Origin of the sequence: Streptomyces sp. TBY4 (genome assembly GCF_024213195.1) — a bacterium.
GTDB lineage: Bacteria > Actinomycetota > Actinomycetes > Streptomycetales > Streptomycetaceae > Streptomyces.
On record NZ_JANAVF010000007.1, the window covers coordinates 220,329 to 236,384 of the forward strand.

At 69.3% G+C, this 16,056-nt stretch carries 17 protein-coding genes and 5 pseudogenes; 9 read left to right on the plus strand and 13 right to left on the minus strand.

The window, feature by feature from the left end; all coding sequences use genetic code 11:
• Window positions 1-83: 83 nt before the first annotated feature.
• Entirely contained in the window at window positions 84-653 is a 570-nt protein-coding gene (locus NLX94_RS19145; protein ID WP_254384166.1) for a class I SAM-dependent methyltransferase, read from the minus strand.
• Window positions 654-790: 137 nt separating this feature from the next.
• Window positions 791-1,657: an NmrA family NAD(P)-binding protein gene (locus tag NLX94_RS19150; protein ID WP_254384167.1), complete on the minus strand. Its 867-nt coding sequence runs from the start codon at window positions 1,655-1,657 to the stop codon at window positions 791-793.
• 191 nt (window positions 1,658-1,848) lie between these two features.
• On the opposite strand from NLX94_RS19150, the gene NLX94_RS19155 reads away from it, so the two are divergent.
• Window positions 1,849-2,247 carry a helix-turn-helix domain-containing protein gene (locus NLX94_RS19155; protein WP_254384168.1) on the plus strand — a complete coding sequence of 133 codons (399 nt, stop codon included), beginning with the start codon at window positions 1,849-1,851 and terminating at the stop codon, window positions 2,245-2,247.
• A gap of 66 nt (window positions 2,248-2,313) precedes the next feature.
• Here NLX94_RS19155 and NLX94_RS19160 read toward each other — a convergent pair whose 3' ends face one another.
• The 6 genes and pseudogenes from NLX94_RS19160 to NLX94_RS19180 form a co-directional block, all read right to left on the minus strand.
• On the minus strand, window positions 2,314-2,619 hold the full coding sequence (locus tag NLX94_RS19160; protein WP_254384169.1) for a hypothetical protein: 306 nt from the start codon (window positions 2,617-2,619) through the stop codon (window positions 2,314-2,316).
• A gap of 10 nt (window positions 2,620-2,629) precedes the next feature.
• A pseudogene (gene ribA / locus NLX94_RS19165) lies at window positions 2,630-3,300 on the minus strand (GTP cyclohydrolase II).
• A 50-nt stretch (window positions 3,301-3,350) separates the two neighbouring features.
• Window positions 3,351-3,801 (minus strand): annotated as a pseudogene (locus tag NLX94_RS19170) (malonic semialdehyde reductase); the annotation flags it as partial.
• Between the two features lie 87 nt (window positions 3,802-3,888).
• Window positions 3,889-4,209: pseudogene (locus NLX94_RS39620) on the minus strand (MarR family winged helix-turn-helix transcriptional regulator); the annotation flags it as partial.
• 292 nt (window positions 4,210-4,501) lie between these two features.
• Complete coding sequence (locus tag NLX94_RS19175) at window positions 4,502-4,924, minus strand: hypothetical protein (protein WP_254384170.1); 423 nt, start codon at window positions 4,922-4,924, stop codon at window positions 4,502-4,504.
• Between the two features lie 90 nt (window positions 4,925-5,014).
• The gene (locus NLX94_RS19180) at window positions 5,015-5,794 is read right to left on the minus strand and encodes a nuclear transport factor 2 family protein (protein WP_254384171.1); all 780 of its coding nucleotides are present in this window, start codon (window positions 5,792-5,794) and stop codon (window positions 5,015-5,017) included.
• 147 nt (window positions 5,795-5,941) lie between these two features.
• Between NLX94_RS19180 and NLX94_RS19185 the strand changes: the two genes are divergently transcribed.
• From NLX94_RS19185 to NLX94_RS19205, 5 genes and pseudogenes are all read left to right on the plus strand, one after another.
• The gene (locus tag NLX94_RS19185) at window positions 5,942-6,445 is read left to right on the plus strand and encodes a TetR family transcriptional regulator (RefSeq protein ID WP_254384172.1); all 504 of its coding nucleotides are present in this window, start codon (window positions 5,942-5,944) and stop codon (window positions 6,443-6,445) included.
• Window positions 6,429-6,932, plus strand: a pseudogene (locus NLX94_RS19190) (DNA alkylation response protein); the annotation flags it as partial. The gene NLX94_RS19185 and the pseudogene NLX94_RS19190, both read left to right, overlap by 17 nt.
• 233 nt (window positions 6,933-7,165) lie before the next feature.
• Complete coding sequence (locus NLX94_RS19195; RefSeq protein WP_254384173.1) at window positions 7,166-7,765, plus strand: TetR/AcrR family transcriptional regulator; 600 nt, start codon at window positions 7,166-7,168, stop codon at window positions 7,763-7,765.
• Window positions 7,766-7,770: 5 nt separating this feature from the next.
• Window positions 7,771-8,670, plus strand: a complete 900-nt coding sequence (locus tag NLX94_RS19200; protein ID WP_254384174.1) for a phytanoyl-CoA dioxygenase family protein — start codon at window positions 7,771-7,773, stop codon at window positions 8,668-8,670.
• Window positions 8,671-8,761: 91 nt separating this feature from the next.
• Window positions 8,762-8,989 carry a hypothetical protein gene (locus tag NLX94_RS19205; RefSeq protein WP_254384175.1) on the plus strand — a complete coding sequence of 76 codons (228 nt, stop codon included), beginning with the start codon at window positions 8,762-8,764 and terminating at the stop codon, window positions 8,987-8,989.
• Between the two features lie 271 nt (window positions 8,990-9,260).
• Here NLX94_RS19205 and NLX94_RS19210 read toward each other — a convergent pair whose 3' ends face one another.
• Complete coding sequence (locus NLX94_RS19210; RefSeq protein ID WP_254384176.1) at window positions 9,261-9,500, minus strand: hypothetical protein; 240 nt, start codon at window positions 9,498-9,500, stop codon at window positions 9,261-9,263.
• A 78-nt stretch (window positions 9,501-9,578) separates the two neighbouring features.
• The gene (locus tag NLX94_RS19215) at window positions 9,579-10,223 is read right to left on the minus strand and encodes a hypothetical protein (protein WP_254384177.1); all 645 of its coding nucleotides are present in this window, start codon (window positions 10,221-10,223) and stop codon (window positions 9,579-9,581) included.
• A 204-nt stretch (window positions 10,224-10,427) separates the two neighbouring features.
• On the opposite strand from NLX94_RS19215, the gene NLX94_RS19220 reads away from it, so the two are divergent.
• A complete protein-coding gene (locus tag NLX94_RS19220; protein WP_308402457.1) occupies window positions 10,428-12,197 on the plus strand; it encodes an oleate hydratase in 1,770 nt (589 codons plus the stop codon).
• Window positions 12,198-12,300: 103 nt separating this feature from the next.
• Here NLX94_RS19220 and NLX94_RS19225 read toward each other — a convergent pair whose 3' ends face one another.
• The 3 genes and pseudogenes from NLX94_RS19225 to NLX94_RS19230 all read right to left on the minus strand — a co-directional run bounded on the left by NLX94_RS19225 (window position 12,301) and on the right by NLX94_RS19230 (window position 13,850).
• The gene (locus NLX94_RS19225) at window positions 12,301-12,543 is read right to left on the minus strand and encodes a hypothetical protein (RefSeq protein ID WP_254384179.1); all 243 of its coding nucleotides are present in this window, start codon (window positions 12,541-12,543) and stop codon (window positions 12,301-12,303) included.
• A 433-nt stretch (window positions 12,544-12,976) separates the two neighbouring features.
• Window positions 12,977-13,207: pseudogene (locus NLX94_RS39625) on the minus strand (hypothetical protein); the annotation flags it as partial.
• On the minus strand, window positions 13,185-13,850 hold the full coding sequence (locus tag NLX94_RS19230) for a class I SAM-dependent methyltransferase (protein WP_254384180.1): 666 nt from the start codon (window positions 13,848-13,850) through the stop codon (window positions 13,185-13,187). The gene NLX94_RS19230 and the pseudogene NLX94_RS39625, both read right to left, overlap by 23 nt.
• Before the next feature lie 113 nt (window positions 13,851-13,963).
• Between NLX94_RS19230 and NLX94_RS19235 the strand changes: the two genes are divergently transcribed.
• Together NLX94_RS19235 and NLX94_RS19240 are read left to right on the plus strand one after the other, a co-directional pair.
• The gene (locus NLX94_RS19235) at window positions 13,964-15,061 is read left to right on the plus strand and encodes a radical SAM protein (protein WP_254384181.1); all 1,098 of its coding nucleotides are present in this window, start codon (window positions 13,964-13,966) and stop codon (window positions 15,059-15,061) included.
• 39 nt (window positions 15,062-15,100) lie between these two features.
• Complete coding sequence (locus NLX94_RS19240) at window positions 15,101-16,006, plus strand: hypothetical protein (protein WP_254384182.1); 906 nt, start codon at window positions 15,101-15,103, stop codon at window positions 16,004-16,006.
• Window positions 16,007-16,056 lie beyond the last annotated feature (50 nt).

A 16,056-nucleotide genomic window follows, 5' to 3' on the forward strand; every position in this document is an offset into this window, starting at 1 on the left:
GAGCCTGCACTTCACCGGCGGCTTCCCGTCCGGTAATAGGGGGACGGGGCTGGTGAAGCTTCCCCCGCGAGACTGGGCGGCTCCTACGTGCTCTCGGTTCGGGTGTAGCGGTACCAGCCCGCCGCGGGCGCTTCGGCCTGCTGCCAGCGGTCGCCCAGGAGTGCGGTGATCTCGCCCGCGCTGATCCCGCGTGGTCCGACCCCTCGGTGCTGGGGCGGTGCGGCGCGTACGAGGAGGACGGCTCCTGGCGCGGCCAGGATGTTGACGGTGACGGCCCAGCCCAGTCGGCGTACGGCCGGGATGCCGTGCAGGCAGCCGTTGTCGAGCAGGAGCGACGTAGCGCCGGAGAGGTGGCCGTCGGGGTCTACCTCTTGAGGCTCGGTCGCGTCGGCGACGCGCCACAGGACCTGCCCGCGGGGATCCTTGTGGCGGGCGGCGGAGATGGCCTCGGGTGTGTAGTCGACGGCCGTGACCTGCCAGCCGTGTTCGGCGAGGTAGCGTGCCTGGCGGCCGGTGCCGCAGCCGAGGTCGACGGCCTGAGCGGGTGGCAGCGTGCTGTGACCCTCGACGATGTCGACGAGTGGGGCTGGTACCCCGGTCGTATCCCAGGGGACGATGCCCAGGCGGTAGAGGGTGCGGTAAGCGCGGCGCATGTCGATTCCTGTGTCGTGGGCCGGCGTACCGGCGCCCGGCCGCCGACACTCGGGGAAGCGCTGGAGCGCGCCGGTGAAGAGCAACCGGACGAATGCCTGGCGCGGGGCCCGGCCGGCGGTCAAGGCCCCGCGCGAGTTCAGTGGGATCGCAGCAGAGGGGCGAGTACGTCCTGGGGCGTGGTGGTGCCGTGTTCGATGGGCGCGTCGTCGTTGAAGGCGACGCGGCCGTTGGCGATGCCGGCGTACATCTCTGCGTAGAGTTCCGCGGCTTGCTGAGGGAAGCCCATCCCGGTGAAGGCTGCGGTTGCGTCTTCGGCGGGTGCGGGGGCGAGTGGTACCGGTTTGCCGAGGAGGTCGGACAGGGCGGAGGCGATGTCCTGCGGGGTGTACTGGACGGGGCCGGCGACGTGCCTGATCCGGTGGCCCTGGGCCGGGTTCAGGAGGGAGTCGGCGACGAAGGCGCCGATGTCGGCGGTCGCGATCGTGTCGATCGGGGTGTCGGGCGCCAGGAACGTCGGCAGCACACCGTGCTCTAGGACGACGGGCAGGACGGGGGCCCAGTTCTCCAGGAAGTACGCGGCCCGCACGAAGGTGAGGTTCCGGCCGACGGGCCTCAGCGCCTGCTCGCCCCAGTTGACCGTGACGATCGGGCCGGTGCCGGAGTCGTGCTGCGCGCCGACGGAGGAGAGGAGCACGGTGTGCTCCACTCCGCTGTCCTTCACAGCGGTGGCGAGCGAGGAGATGAGTTCCCGGCTCGCTTTCAGGTAGTCGGGGACGGAGAAGTTCGGCGGGACCATCAGGAAGGCGCCCACCGCTCCGGTCAGCAGTCTGGTGAGAGCGGGTGCGTCGGTCAGGTCCAGGACCGCGGCCTCGGCACCCTCCTCACGCCACTGCCGGGCCTTCTCCTCGGAGCGGACGATGACGGTGACCGGCTTGCCGGCCTTGATGAGAGTGCGTGCGGCCGCCGATCCGACGTTGCCGGTGGCTCCTGCGATGACGTACATGTCCGGTTCCTTGTCTGATTCTGCTGCGAGGGGATCGGGACTGAGTGAGGCCGGGGGCCGGGTCTTCCCCCGGAGGCATCGGCACGGCGGGAACTCCCGCGCCTCCCGGTGGTGCACGTTCAGTGACAACCGCCGTGCGCGGTCATGATTTCCGAAAGATACGGATATCTTCAAAGTGCTATAGTTACCTGATGGAAACCATCGAGGTCAGCGTCGTCGACCAGCTCGTACGCTGTGGCGATCTGAGCAACCCCGACTGTCCCAGCCGCGATGCTCTCGACTTGCTCGGCGGTAAATGGAGCGTGTTGATCATCCTGACGCTCGCGTCAGGCACTCACCGGTTCTCCGCACTGCGCGACGCGATCGCGGGTATCACTCCCAAGGTCCTGACCGCCAACCTCCGCGCGTTCGAACGCGACGGCCTGGTGGAGCGAAAGGTGTACGCCGAGGTGCCGCCGCGCACCGAGTACAGCCTGACGCCGCTGGGGGCCAGTGTGATCGAGCCCTTCACCGTGATCCGGCACTGGGCGGAGACGCATGCGGCCGAGATCCACCGCAATCGCACTGCCCACGACCGGGCGGCGGGCTGACCTGCCCAATGCTCCTGAACCACGGGCACGGGATGAGTGGCGTCACGGTCCGCGGTTGGTTTCGGCTCAGCCTCCGTCCAGGGCGACTGTCTGGTACCGGTCCATGCTCATGGTGGCCGCGTCGATCACCGACATGAATCCCTGGGTGTTCGGGTCCGTGGCGAAGCGTGACATGGAGGCGTCGGCGTCCGCCGCGGTGCGCCAGTGGACCACGACGACGTACCCTCCTCCCTCGCCCGAGGCGAGTTCCCGACTGAGGAAACCGGGCTGCTTGACGATGTAGCCGGCTTCCAGGACACGGTTCTGCTCGATGAACTGTTCATGCGTCGCTCCTGACGCCAGGGCAACACGGGCGATCTCGATCACGCTCATGGGATTCCTTTCATACGCCGACGCGGCTGCCGAGCATGTGACGCGCCGGTCGGGCGGGCCGGCCCGTCAGGGCGATGTCATGGCCGGTCTGTTCGACCTTGGCCCACAGGTAGGCCTCATTGCTCTCGGTCACGAAGGCGCCGGTGGGTACCCGATCACGGACAGTGATTCCCAGCCGTCGCAACTGCCGTGCCTTGGCAGGGTTGTTGGACAGCAGGTCGAGGGTGTCGATGCCCAGCGCGGTCAGCATCTGGGCGGCGGCGGTGTAGTCCCGGCCGTCCTCGGGCAGGCCGAGGGCGGAGTTGGCGGCGTAGGTGTCCAGGCCGCCGTCCTGCAGAGCGTAAGCGTCGAGCTTGTTGTAGAGGCCGATGCCACGCCCTTCCTGGCGCAGATACAGCAGAACGCCGCCGACAGCGGAGATCCGTTCGAGCGCCTCCTCCAGCTGGGGGCGCAGTCGCAGCGGGCGGAGCCGAAGACATCGCCGGTCAGACACTCGGAGTGCAACCGCACCAGCGGGACCCGGGTGGCCGGCGGGGTCCCCAGCACGAGCGCGACGTGCTCCGCGCCGTCGGCCAGGCCGTGGAAGGTGACCGCCTCGGCGGTGAGGGTGAAGCCGTCGCTGAGACGGCAGGGAATGGGTACCCGGGTACGCTCCGTCGCTCCGGCGAAGGTGGGCCGCATGGAAGTCTTCCGATCATCCGGTCAGTAGTGAGGGGTCTGGTAGGCCGGCGTCAGAGGGTGGTGACGACGTCGTCGTAGTCCAGGCGGGGCAGGCGAGGGAACCAGGCGTTCTCGCCGGGGTGGCCGATGTTGACCACGACCATCGCCTGGTGCTCGCGGTCGGGGAAGAACTTCTTCGACACGCCGTCCGCGTCGAAGCCGGTCATCGGTCCCGCGGCCAGTCCGGCGGCCCGCCCGCCGACGATGAAGTAGGCGATCTGCAGTGCCGTGTTCAGGCGGGCGGGCTCGACGCGAGCCCCGGCGTCGCCTTCGAACATGTCGCGGGCGCCGGGGAAGTGCGGGAACAGCCTGGGCAGCTCGTCGTGGAAGCGGGTGTCGGCAGCCAGGACCGCGACGAGGGGGGGCAGTCGCCGTCTTCTTCCGGTTTCCCTCGGCCAGGTACGGGACCAGGCGCGAGCGGGACTCGTCGGAGCGCAGCAGCACGACCCGCAGCGGGCTCTGCAGTGAGCGGGTCCAGCAGGTATAGGTGCAGCCGGGGCGCGCGTGCATGGTCAGAGCGGCGAACAGCTTCTCCTCGCCCAGATCGGTGACGGCCACCCGTACGGCCCGCCGGTCCTCCGGGTCGGACGTACGGGCCAGCAGACCGTCCCGCTCCATGCGGTCCACGAAACGCGTGAAGCCGCCGGAGCTGAACGTCATCTCCTCGGCCAGCACGCTCATCCGGGCAGTCCCGCCCGGGTGGCGGGAGAGTCGCAGCAGCACCTCGAACTGTTCCGAGCTCAGCCCGACCTCCGCGATGTCTCGCACCGCCCTGGCCTTGACCACGTATCCCGCACGCAACAGCAGGCCCAGCAGCACGACCGCGTCGTCATCGAGCAGCCCGTCGAATCGATCACTCATACCGGCCATGCTCACACGTGCGTCGGCCGAGATCCCGGCACGGCCACCGCTCCAAAACGTCCGGCACCCGGCTGCGCCGCGCCACGGATTCGCGGGCGGGCCGGCCGCATGGGAGTGGCGGCCGGCCGCGCTCCCCGCGGGGCGCACCCCGCGGCGGGTCAGCCGACGAACGACTTGACCTGACCGTAGGCGGTGCTGCCGGAGCGCAGTTCGCCGTGGCTGATGCAGGCGGTTTGCTGTTGCTCGCGCCGGAGAGCGCGACGCTGGTGTCCGGCTTGATCACGGAGTCGCAGGGCCACCATCACGTGGCGTACCGGGAGGCGCCGGGGGGCTCATCGCCGGAGTTGAGGGCGCCCAGGAAACTGGAGCCGGGGCGCATCTCGGTGCAGGAGGCGCACCCCCAGAAGTACGCGGTGTCCGTTCCGTGGTTCGGCCCGCCGAGGGAGATCCAGGCGTCCGCCTTCGCGTCTCCGCCGAGATTCTTCGTGTAGTAGCGGGACGGCAGGGCACCCATGGAGTGCGTCACCACATCGACCTCGGACGCTCCCGTTGCGGCGAGGACACGGTCGATCTCCTGGGACAGCTGCGAGGCGGTGGTGGCGTTGGGCTGGCTGGTATTGTAGGTCCACTGGCCGGGGGCGTCGATGGGCTCCCAGCCGACCCCCTCATCAGCCCACGCCCGGACCCGTCGGGGTGCCGACCGCCGACGACGTTGCCTGACCACGGGGGATCCACCGGACGGCGTCCGACCAGCACCCGCGCGCCGGGGCGCCGACACGGGGGCGAGCATCATCAGAGGTTCACCGCCTTCGCCTCAGAACTTTCCGCTGTTCCCTGCCTCGGCGGGAGAGGGAATCGGCTCGGCGTTGTCCCAGTGCTCCACGATCAGGCCGTCCTTCAGTCGGAAGATGTCGAACACCGTCATGGGCGTGCCCGCCCAGTCGACCTCGCTGAGGGTGACGACGAAGTTCCCCTGGCCGATGAGTCGATGCACCTTGGTGTACGTGAGCGACTGCCCCTTCACCGCCAGGTCGGCGGCGAAGGCCCCGAAGCCCTCGATCCCATCGGCCACTTCCGGGTTGTGCTGCACATAGCGATTCCGTGAGATGAACTCGGCGATGCGGTGGGTCTGTCCGCCTTGCAGCACATCGGTGATGAACGCCGCGACCCGCTGCTTGTTCTCCTCCGTCCGCCCCAGGTCGGTGATCTCGGTGGCGCCGTCCGTCTGGGTGTGACCCGACGGGCTGGTCCGCCCGCCGGCCGCGATCGTGTCCCAGTGCTCGACGATCCGGTCGTTCTCGTCGGTGTCGAACAGGTCTGCAGTGACCCACCGCGTCGTCCCTCCGAGTGTCTGTTCCACGTGGAGGAAGACGCACGGGCCGTCCTGGATCGCCCGCACGACCTCGATCTTCCGGTCAGGGTTGCGTGTGAGGAACGGTTCGAAGAACGCGAGGAAGCCTTCCTTGCCGTCGGCGACGCCCGTGCTGTGCTGCGTGTAGCGGTCGCCGACGTACCGGTCGAGGGCCTCGCGCGCGTTGCCGTCGCGGATCCCGTCGAGGTAGAGCCCCACAGCGTTGTCCAGTTTGGCTGTCATGCGCGTCATCATGAAGGCCGTGTCGCACCCCGCGCGGCCACGACGCGGACCGCGCGGAACGGTGCGCCGTACCGGTGGCGGCGCCGTGGTCGCGACGGCAGCGAAGGGTCTGGTGTGAAGCAGCGAATCAATCCTTCAATTCTTCCCATGCCCTACCGACGACCCCCCGCTGTGCAGGCCCGTCTCGACGCACGTCAAGAGCTGGTACTGGAGGCCGCGATCCGGCTGCTGTCCCGGGAGGGCTACGCCGGCTGCTCGGTCGCCGCCATCGCCGCGGAGGCCGGGATCTCCGGAACGGCGGCGCAGCGCGTGGCCGCTGCCACGGAGGTCGTCGCCACCCGCGCGCTGCACGCCCCGCGCCGGGCCTTCGCCCTGCTCGCGGAGCCCGCCGACCCAGCCGTCGACACCGAACGGCTCGTCTTCCGGCGGGCGTTCCGCGACGTGTACGCGCGGGCTATCGCCGCCGGTGTGGCGGCGGGGGAGCTGCCCCCGCAGTCACCCGAGCTGACCGCGGCGGCACTCGTCGGAGCCATTGACGAGGCCCTCGTCGGCCCGCTCGCCGACGGTGACGCCGCTTCGGGGGGCGTCGTCTCCGCCCTGATCACTTTCACCCTGCGCGCCCTTGGAGGACACGTTGTCGCAGACGCATGAGGTCATCAACCAGGTCCCGCCGCACCACGGTTATGACGCCGCCGCCGACCCGGCACTCGTCGAGGGGCTGCGCCGCGAGGGTGCCGACTGGGCCACCGGCGAACTGCACGAGCTCGGCATCCTCGCCGGCTCCGAGCAGGCCGCCGAATGGGGCCGCCTCGTCAACGACAGCCCGCCCGTTCTGCGCATCAACGACCGTTACGGCCACCGCGTCGACGAGGTCGAGTTCCACCCGCACTGGCACGAGCTGATGAGCATCGCCGTCGGCAGCGGACTGCACGCCACCCCGTGGCAGGAGCCCCGGCCCGGCGCCCACGTCGCCCGCGCCGCGAAGTTCTACGTCTGGGGCCAGGTCGAGGCCGGCCACACCTGCTCCGCCTCCATGACCTACGCCGCCGTCCCGGCCCTGCGCACCACGCCCAGCCTCGCCGAATGGCTGGAACCTCTGCTCGCATCCCGGACGTACGACTTCGGCCTCCGCGCACCGCGTGCCGCGGCCTGCAACACCGACGAGGTTTCCCAGGTCAAGACCCGGTGGCCTCATCGGCTGAACACCCTTCCTGCCTACGCGATGGGGTCGGCGGGCCCCCACCGCGTACGCGTCCCCGCTCCGTTCGGCATCCCGGCAAGCCGGGTGCGGCGCCGGGCACAGCCGGCCGCCTCAGGTGCGGCCCTCCGTCGGCGTAGACAGTGAGTTGAACTCAACTTAGCATCGTGCTCATGGCATCTGACAAGAGGTCCCGAGGGTCGGCCGCTCGTGCCGGGCTGCTGCGGGCCGCCGCCCAGGAACTCGCCGCGACCGGCCATCTAGAGGTGGCCGCCGTCGCCCACAGGGCCGGAGTCAGCGTCGGCCTGCCCTACCGCTATTTCGGCACCCGCAGCGGTCTGCTCATCGCAGTGGCGGAGGACTTCCACCAACGCCTCTGCCAGGCCAGTGCGTTGCGCACCTACGACGCGCCCACATGGGCCGCGCGCGAACGATCGCGCGTCCGCGACTGGATCGCCTTCCTGTACGCCGAGCCGCTGGCGCCGTTGATGCTCGCCGGCCCGGTGGGCGACGGCGAGGTCGCCGCCGCGCACACCCGGCTGCTCTCCCGACTGGTCGACCTGGGCGCGGCCAACATCGCCCACGGTCAGGCCACCGGCGAACTGGAACCCGACCGGGACCCCGAGCTGACCGCTGCGGGTGTCCTCGGCGGCATCCACGCGATGGCCACCGTCGCCCTGGCCCGCACCCCGACACCGCCCGCCGACCTGGTCACCGACCAGGTGTGGGCCTTCACCCGCAGGGCCGTCGGCCTGCGCGACCGAAAGGACTGAGCACCATGCCCGCCACCTCCCGCGAACACCCGCAGCCGGCCGTCACCGTCCTTGACGACCTCGCAGGCGACCTGGCCCGCCGTTACAAGGCCGCCCCGAGCAGCGGCGCCGCAGTCGACCCTGCCGTCACCGACGCAGACCTGGCCGCCGTCCAAGAGCACGGGTACGTGATCTGGGAGGGCCTGCTCGACCGGCGCCAGTGCGAACGCATCCATGCCGAGGTCGCGCCCCTGCTCGACCGCACCGGTCGCAACATCTTCGAAGGCCACCGCACCCAGCGCCTCTACAGCGTCCTCAACAAGACGCGCGTCTGCGATCGGCTCGTCGACCACCCGCGCGTCCTGGCCCTCCTCGACCGGCTGCTGATGCCCAACTACCTGCTCTCCCAGCTCCAGGTGATCAACATCCAGCCCGGCGAGGACGGCCAGCTCCTTCACCACGACGACGCGTTCTACCCGATCCCCCGTCCGCGTCCAGCCCTTGCAGCGGCCACCATCTGGGCCATCGATCCCTTCACGTGCGACAACGGCGCCACCATGGTCCTTCCGGGCAGCCACCGCTGGGGCGAGGGGCGCCGCCCCACCGACACCGACCCGCGGGTGCCCGCGACCATGCCCGCAGGTTCCTGCGTGTTCTTCCTCGGCACGCTGTGGCACGGCGGCGGAGCCAACCGCTCGGACCGCGATCGACTCGCCGTCACCGCCCAGTACTGCGAGCCCTGGCTACGTCCCCAGGAGGCCTACACCCTCTCCACCAGTCGCGACACCGCTCAGACCGTCTCCGAGGACATCCGGCGCATGCTCGGCTACAGCATCCACCCGCCCTTCGTCGGCGCCACCAACGGAATGCACCCCAAACGGCTCCTCGAAACGGAAGCGTCACGAACACCGGACCCGACAGCGTGAGCCGGTCAGCCGCGTCCCCGTCGCGGGCGCGGAGATCGACCTGCCGTCCTGGCGGACCTTCGCCGCCACCCGTGGCGACCACCGGCTCACCATGGCCGGGCTCAGCCCGGACCTGTGGGCGATCGGCCACAGCACCACGACGGCCGCCGTCATCCAGCAGGACGGCACGATCCTCGCCGAAGCCCCCGACTCACCGTCCCTGACCGTCCTGCTCGACTGGCTGAAACAGTGGGAAGAAGCCGGGTCCCCTGCCCCCGCCACCTACACCCCTGCCCTGGTCCGCACCGGCGACGGCTGGGACCTGAGGCTCTCCCGGTAGCCCTGCCGCTCACGCATGATGCCCGGAACGCTGAAGCGTTCCGGGCATCATCGTCTGTGCGGGCTGACCACGGTCAAGCCGGGCCGCGGTTACATGCGTGGCAGGTCTCCGCGCAGGGCCGCGATGCCCCATTCCACATCCGGGGCGCTCATCTGCTGTTCCAGGGTCGCGCGTTCCAGCAGCGCCGCCATGTCGAGGATCTGTGCGTTGATGCGGCGGAGTTCGGCGAGGTTGCCGTCCAGTTCCGCCAGGCCGCTGCGGCGCGAGCCGGTCAGGTTCGGCAGAGCCGCCCAGCGCGCCGACTGAGCTCGAACAGCGCCAGGTCCTCCTGCTGCTCGGTGTAGACGCGCTTGATCCGAGCGACGTCGGAGTCCGTCAGCACTCCCGGACGGCTCAGCCCCTCCTTCACCGTCTCCGCGTTCTCCCGCGCCTCCCGTTTCCACGCCGACGTATGGCGGAGGAAGAACGAGACCTTGGAGATCGGGTGGTCGATCGGCGTCGGCTGCGTCATCCCCCGAAAATAGCGCTCTGCCTGCGCCAATGGGGCAAGAACCCTCATAAGGACGGCGGTCCCGCCGAACCGGCGGCGTCAGTCTGCCGGGACGTCGCCAGCGAGGGGCCTCGGCGGCGGTCCCGCGTTGCGGAGGCTGTGTTCGACGAGGCCGGGCTGGTCGATGGTGCCGGAGTAGCGCAGGGCCGCGCCGACGGACAGGTCGAACAGGTCGCAGATGCGGCGGGGGTCGCCGCCGGTGGCCTCGGCCTCGTGGAGGAGGCGGTCCTCGCGGAGCCGGCTGGTGGGCATGCCGAGCACGTCGTTGATCCAGACGTGGCTGACCGGCTCCACGCCGCAGCCCGTGGTCTGGGAGACGAATAGGTGGGAGTTCGCGGTGCGGGGCCACCGGTGGTTGCGGTAGTCCGGGTAGGCCGCCAGGCGGGTGCGTACGGGGTCGGCGAGCAGGACCGTCCGGTTCGGCAGGAACAGCGGGCCGTCGCGCAGATCGGTGGTCTTCAGGCTGCGCAGTTGCCCGGAAGTGAGCGCGTGGAAGATGGCCAATGCCGCCAGGGCCGCCCGCGGTACTTCCTGGGCGTGGAGGATTTTACGGAGGTCGTCGACCTCGACCGGCAGAGGGATGGTGGAGGTCGGCATGCCGCAGAAGATCCGTGCGGTGGGGTCGGTGAAGATGATCCGCCGGTTCTTCAAGGGCCGCAGGATGTGCCGCAGGCCCTGGAGCATGACGGCGACGGGGTGTTGCTGCTTGCTGCGTCGGCGACCTGTTCGGCGACGTGTTGTCCGGCCTTCGCCAGGCGGGGCCGGTACGGTCCTCTTCGTCGGCGAAAAGTTACGTCTCGGCGCCATTCGTCCCATCCCGGCAGAGAGCCAGAGCGTGACACCCCGGCCCCAGGAGAACCGCGTGCGTCCGCGAGGGAAGAGGTCACCGTGCACTACGGCAGTGGGAATTACGAGGCATTCGCACGTCCGCGCAAGCCTGAGGGGGTGGAGCGGAAAACGGCATGGTTCGTGGGCTCCGGAATCGCTTCCCTTGCCGGCGCTGCCTTCCTCATCCGTGACGGACGTATGAGCGGTGACCGGATCACCGTCCTGGAACAGCAGAAACTTCCGGGGGGCGCGCTGGACGGCATCAAGGAGCCGGAGAAGGGCTTCGTCATCCGCGGGGGCCGCGAGATGGAAGACCACATGGAGTGTCTGTGGGACCTGTTCCGGTCGATCCCCTCGATCGAGATCGAGGGCGCCTCGGTCCTCGATGAGTTCTACTGGCTGAACAAGGACGACCCCAACTTCTCCCTGCAGCGGGTCACCGAGAACCAGGGCCAGGACGCTCACACCGACGGGCTGTTCGCCCTCAGCGACCGCGCGCAGAAGGACATCTTGAAGATCTTCCTCGCCACTCGCGGGGAGATGGAGGGCAAACGCATCAACGAGGTCTTCGGCCGAGACTTCCTGGACAGCCACTTCTGGCTGTACTGGCGCACGATGTTCGCCTTCGAAGAGTGGCACAGCGCCCTGGAGATGAAGCTGTACCTGCACCGCTTCATCCACCACGTGGGCGGTCTTCCCGACCTGTCCACGCTGAAGTTCACCAAGTACAACCAGTACGAGTCGCTCGTGCTCCCGCTGACCCGGTGGCTGGTCGGCCAGGGAGTGACCTTCCAACTCGACACCGAGGTCACCGATATCAGCTTCGACATCACCTCGGATCGCAAGCAGGCGACCCGCATCCACTGGATCTCCGCCGGAGAGGCGGGCGGAACCGACCTCGGAGCGGACGACCTGCTGTTCACGACGATCGGTTCCCTCACCGAGAACTCGGACGACGGTGACCATCACACCGCGGCCCGCCTGGATGAGGGCCCGGCCCCGGCATGGGACCTCTGGCGGAGGATCGCGGGCCACGATGAGTCCTTCGGCCGGCCCGAGGTGTTCTGCGGCAACATCCCCGAGAGCAAATGGGAGTCGGCTACCGTCACCACACTCGACTCGCGGATCCCGAGACTGATTCAGAGGATCGCCAAACGCGACCCGTTCAGCGGAAAGGTCGTTACCGGCGGCATCGTCACGGCACGGGATTCCAGCTGGCTTATGAGCTGGACTGTCAACCGGCAGCCCCACTTCAAACAGCAGCCGGCCGACCAGATCGTCGTGTGGCTTTATGGGCTGTTCACCGACCGGCCCGGCGACTACGTGAAAAAGCCGATGCAGGACTGCACCGGGGAAGAGATCACGCAGGAGTGGCTCTACCACCTCGGCGCCCCCACCGACGAGATCGGGGAACTCGCGGCGAACGGCGCTACGTGCGTGCCGGTGATGATGCCCTACGTCACCGCCTTCTTCCTGCCCCGCCGGGCCGGGGACCGCCCGGACGTGGTACCCCGGGCAGCGGTGAACTTCGCGTTCATCGGCCAGTTCGCCGAGACCACCCGCGACACGATCTTCACCACCGAGTACTCCGTACGCACGGGCATGGAAGCCGCCTACCAACTGCTCGGCATCGAACGCGCCGTCCCGGAAGTGTTCAACTCCACCTACGACATCCGCAGACTGCTCGAAGCCGCCGGACGGCTCCGGGACGGCGAGACACTCCACCTGCCAGGCCCCGAGATCCTTCGCAAGCACCTGCTGCGCAAGCTGGACTCCACCGAGATCGGTGAACTGCTGACGGAATTCGGCCTCATCCCCGACACGGCATAGCCGAGGCCGCTGATTCCCGGCGGGCAGATGGCCGCGTTGGATGCCAGGGAGACGGAGGTGTGGCGGGTGCGGGCCAGCAGCATCGGCGTGGATGCGATCGTCTTCACTTCTTCGTCGCCGCAGCGATCCGGTCGGCATGCGTGCGGTACGCCTTGCGCCCTGCCGGGGTGGAGCCGTCATCGGCGAGGGCGGCGCACTGCTCAAGCGCGGCCTGGTGGAGCGCGAGCGGGGCGGTGACCCGCACCGAGTAGCCCTGCCCTCGGCGGATGGTCCGGCCGCTGCGCAGCGCCTCGTGGACAGCGGCGTCCTGGGCGTCTTCAAGGTGGTCGGCGAACAGGCCGGGCACGTCGATGGCATGCGGGTGCTCGGGCTCGGGCGCCTGCTCCTGGTCCCGGCCACACCGCCCAGTTGTGGGACGACGTCATTCGGGATGTCGCGGGCTCCGGCCGCATCCAGGATGGTCTTGGGCGCCAGGCCGTACCGCCGGGCGAGCCCCTTCACCGCGGCGCCCTCGCCGTACGCCTTCACGATGTCGGCGGCCGGGTACTCGTCGAGGGTGGCCGGGCGGATGAGGATCTTGCCGGAGGCCGCTGCGGCGGCGGCGCCCTCCTTGGTGTTCTCGCTGATCATGTCGCGCTGGAACTCCAGGACCCCGGCGAGCATGGTGACGAACAGCTTGGTCTGCGGTCGTCGGCGGCGAGATCGAAGCCGGGCCAGGCGCCGGTCGCGATGCGCAGGTGCAGGCCGCGCTGCTGGAGAACCTCCCGGATCTGGATGACGTCCTTGGTCGAGCGGAACAGCCGCGCGGCATCCGCGATGCGGATGGTGTCGCGTACCGCCGCCTCGTCGAGAAGCCGCCGGAACCCGGCCCGGTTGATTGCGTAGACGCGGGACGACGTGGCCGGGTCCTCGTACTTGGGTGCGCCGCACTTTGAGGCTGATCCATTGTGAGGGTGTCCACTCCAACGGATCAGCCTCAGTGTGCCATTACCCCGGAGGGGTGGTTGTATCGGTTGCGCGTCGCAGCAGGACCGCGGTGAATTGCTGGGAGGTTCCCCAGGGGGTCTGGTGGTCCTCTCCTGCTGTGTCGACGAGCTGAAAGCCGGGGAACTGGTCGGCGAGTTCGGCGTGGGTGTAGCGAACGATCGGCAGGCCGCTGCACGTGGTCGGGCCGTCCGGGCCGAACGTTGCCACGACGAGCCATCCGCCTGGTCGCAGCGAGCGTTGCAGCGACGCCAGGTAGTCGGCGCGCTCTTCCGGTTCGGTGAGGAAGTGGTAGACGGCGCGGTCATGCCACAGCGCGTAGGTGCGGCCCATGCGGAGGTCGAGGACGTCGGCGACGGTCAGGACGACGTCCGCGCCTGCGGGGCCGAGTCGGTCCCGGACGGTGTGCAGGGCGGTGACCGACAGGTCGACCGCCGAGAGGTCGCGGTAACCGCGTTCCACCAGATGGTCTATCAGGGTCGACCATCCGGCCCCTACGTCGATGATCGGTTCGTCGGGGCCGAGCCCGGTCTCGTCGACGAGGCCCAGGGAGAGTGCTGGGACCGACTGCCACCAGGAGACTCCGTCGACGTTCTTGCCGTGATGGATCTCTTCCCAGAACGTCGCGCGGGCCGCTGCGTTGTCGGGGCGCGCCTTGCCGTCGGTCATGGCTCCGACGATAGACCCCAGGGGACTGGTTCGCAGAAGCGGACGACGACATCACCGTGTCGTCATGAGTGATCAGCTCTACGCCGGGCAGTGTCGCCGCTACCGTGGGAGACATGACTCAGCCGGCTGATCCTGATCGGGCACCGAATCCCCTCGGCGAGGTCGCTGCCCTCGTCGACGGCGGTGACATGGACTGTGGGAGTGGTCTGCTGCTGCTGATCACCCGTGCGATGAGGCGTCTGGAGCCCGGGCAGCTGCTCGGTGTGCGCAGCGCGGAGGTCAGCGTGGTCACCGACCTGCCGGCCTGGGCGGACCTGGTCGGGCACGATGTGGTGACCGAGTTCGCCGAGTCGGCGGAGGGCCCATGGTGGTTCGCGGTGAGCAAGACAGGCGCGTCCACCCGTCCGGACACGGTCTTCAGTCGGGGCGCACGGACACCGGTGGGCCGACGATTGTGGGTCTATACCAATTTCAACTGCAATCTCGCCTGCGTCTACTGCTGCGCCGAATCCTCTCCGAAAGCCGTCGCGCGGCGCTTCGATCCCGCTGTCGCCACTGCGGTCTTCGCCGAGTTCCTCCCCCAGGGAGGCCGCGAGGTGTTCTTCACCGGCGGCGAGCCCTTCATGCACCCGGAGCTCGGTGCCCTGGTGGCCGCCGGCGCCGGCCTGGAGCGCACCGTCCTGACGAACGGCATGATCTTCGCAAGGGGCACCCGCCGCGACACCCTGGAGAACCTGGACCGTGACGTGGTGCTGCAGATCAGCCTCGACTCGGCCACGCCCGAGCTGCACGACCGGCAGCGGGGTGCCGGCTCGTGGTCGAAGGCCATGGACGGCATCGCGCTGGCCCGTTCCCTCGGGTTCCGGGTGCGGGTGGCCGCCACGTTGTACGACGAAGACCCGCAGGGCGTCGACGCGCTGCACCGGCGCCTCGACGATGTGGGGATCGCTCCCGGGGACCGTGTCATCCGCCCGGTGGCCCAGGAGGGTTTCGCGACCGAGGGAGTGCACGTCTCCCTGGAGAGTCTCGAGCCGGAGCCGACTCTCACCGCGGACGGCGCTTGGTGGCACCCGGTGGCCGTCACCAACCCGCATCTGCGGATCGCCGACGCCCCGCTGCCGCTGTCGGAGGTCTTCGGCGTGGTGCGCGACACCCTCGCCGTTCAGGACGCCGCCGCCCGTTCGGGACGTGAGGTCTTCCGCTGTGCCTGAGCAGGACTCACCGGTCTACCACAGATGAAGGAGACACCGATGGCGACCGCACCCGGGGTAAAGAATCTCGTCCGCTGGCTCTTCGCTCCCGCGGCCGACGACGTCCCCCGCCCACAGGCTGCCGCCGCGGTGTTTCTCCGCATTCTGCTCGGCCTGATGTGGCTGTACAACGTCGAGTGGAAGCGTCCCCCGGACTTCGGAGAGCAGTCCGACAGCGGGCTCTACCACTTCACGTCCTTCGCGGTGGGCCATCCGGTGCTCCCACCGTTCAGCTGGGTCGTGGAGCATCTCGTACTGCCCCATATCGAGGTCTTCGGCTGGGCAGTGCTGATCGTCGAGACCGCGCTCGCGGTGATGCTCCTGACCGGTGCCTGGGTACGGGTGGCCGCCGCACTCGGCGTGGCCCAGTCACTGGCCATCGGCCTGTCGGTCGCCTTCGCCCCCCACGAATGGCCGTGGTCCTACTGGCTGATGATCGGAGCCCATGTGGTCATCCTGTTCTCCTCGGCCGGGCGGATGTTCGCCGTCGACGCGGTACGGTCCGGACTCCCCGCCCGGCGCCTCGGACAGATCTGGGGTGCGCTCGCCGTCGTCGTCGGCGCGTACAGCGTGGTGCGCTCCGCTGGGGATCCCCTCGACTCGCGTGGCCCCGGGCTGGTTTCGAGCGACCTGTCGCTCAGCCTCGGCGAGTACAACCTGGCCGGCGGGGTGGTGCTGATGCTGGTCGGCGGACTGCTGCTGGCGGCAGCCCGGAGCGGCACGGCCCTCCTCGGACGGGCGGCAGCAGCCGTCGGCCTCGTTGCAGCCCTTTCCCTGTTCGCTCAGATCGGCTTCACCGATCCGTTCCTGGGCGGCACCGCGACCTCGGCGGCCTTCCTGTTGTCCACGGCCGTGGTCGCCTGGGCGGTCGCCGGCCCTCGGGACCGATCCTCACCCCGCAACTGATCTCGAGCGCGCGATCGCCATCCGCCCGGCGGTAAGGGAGAGCAGTGCCC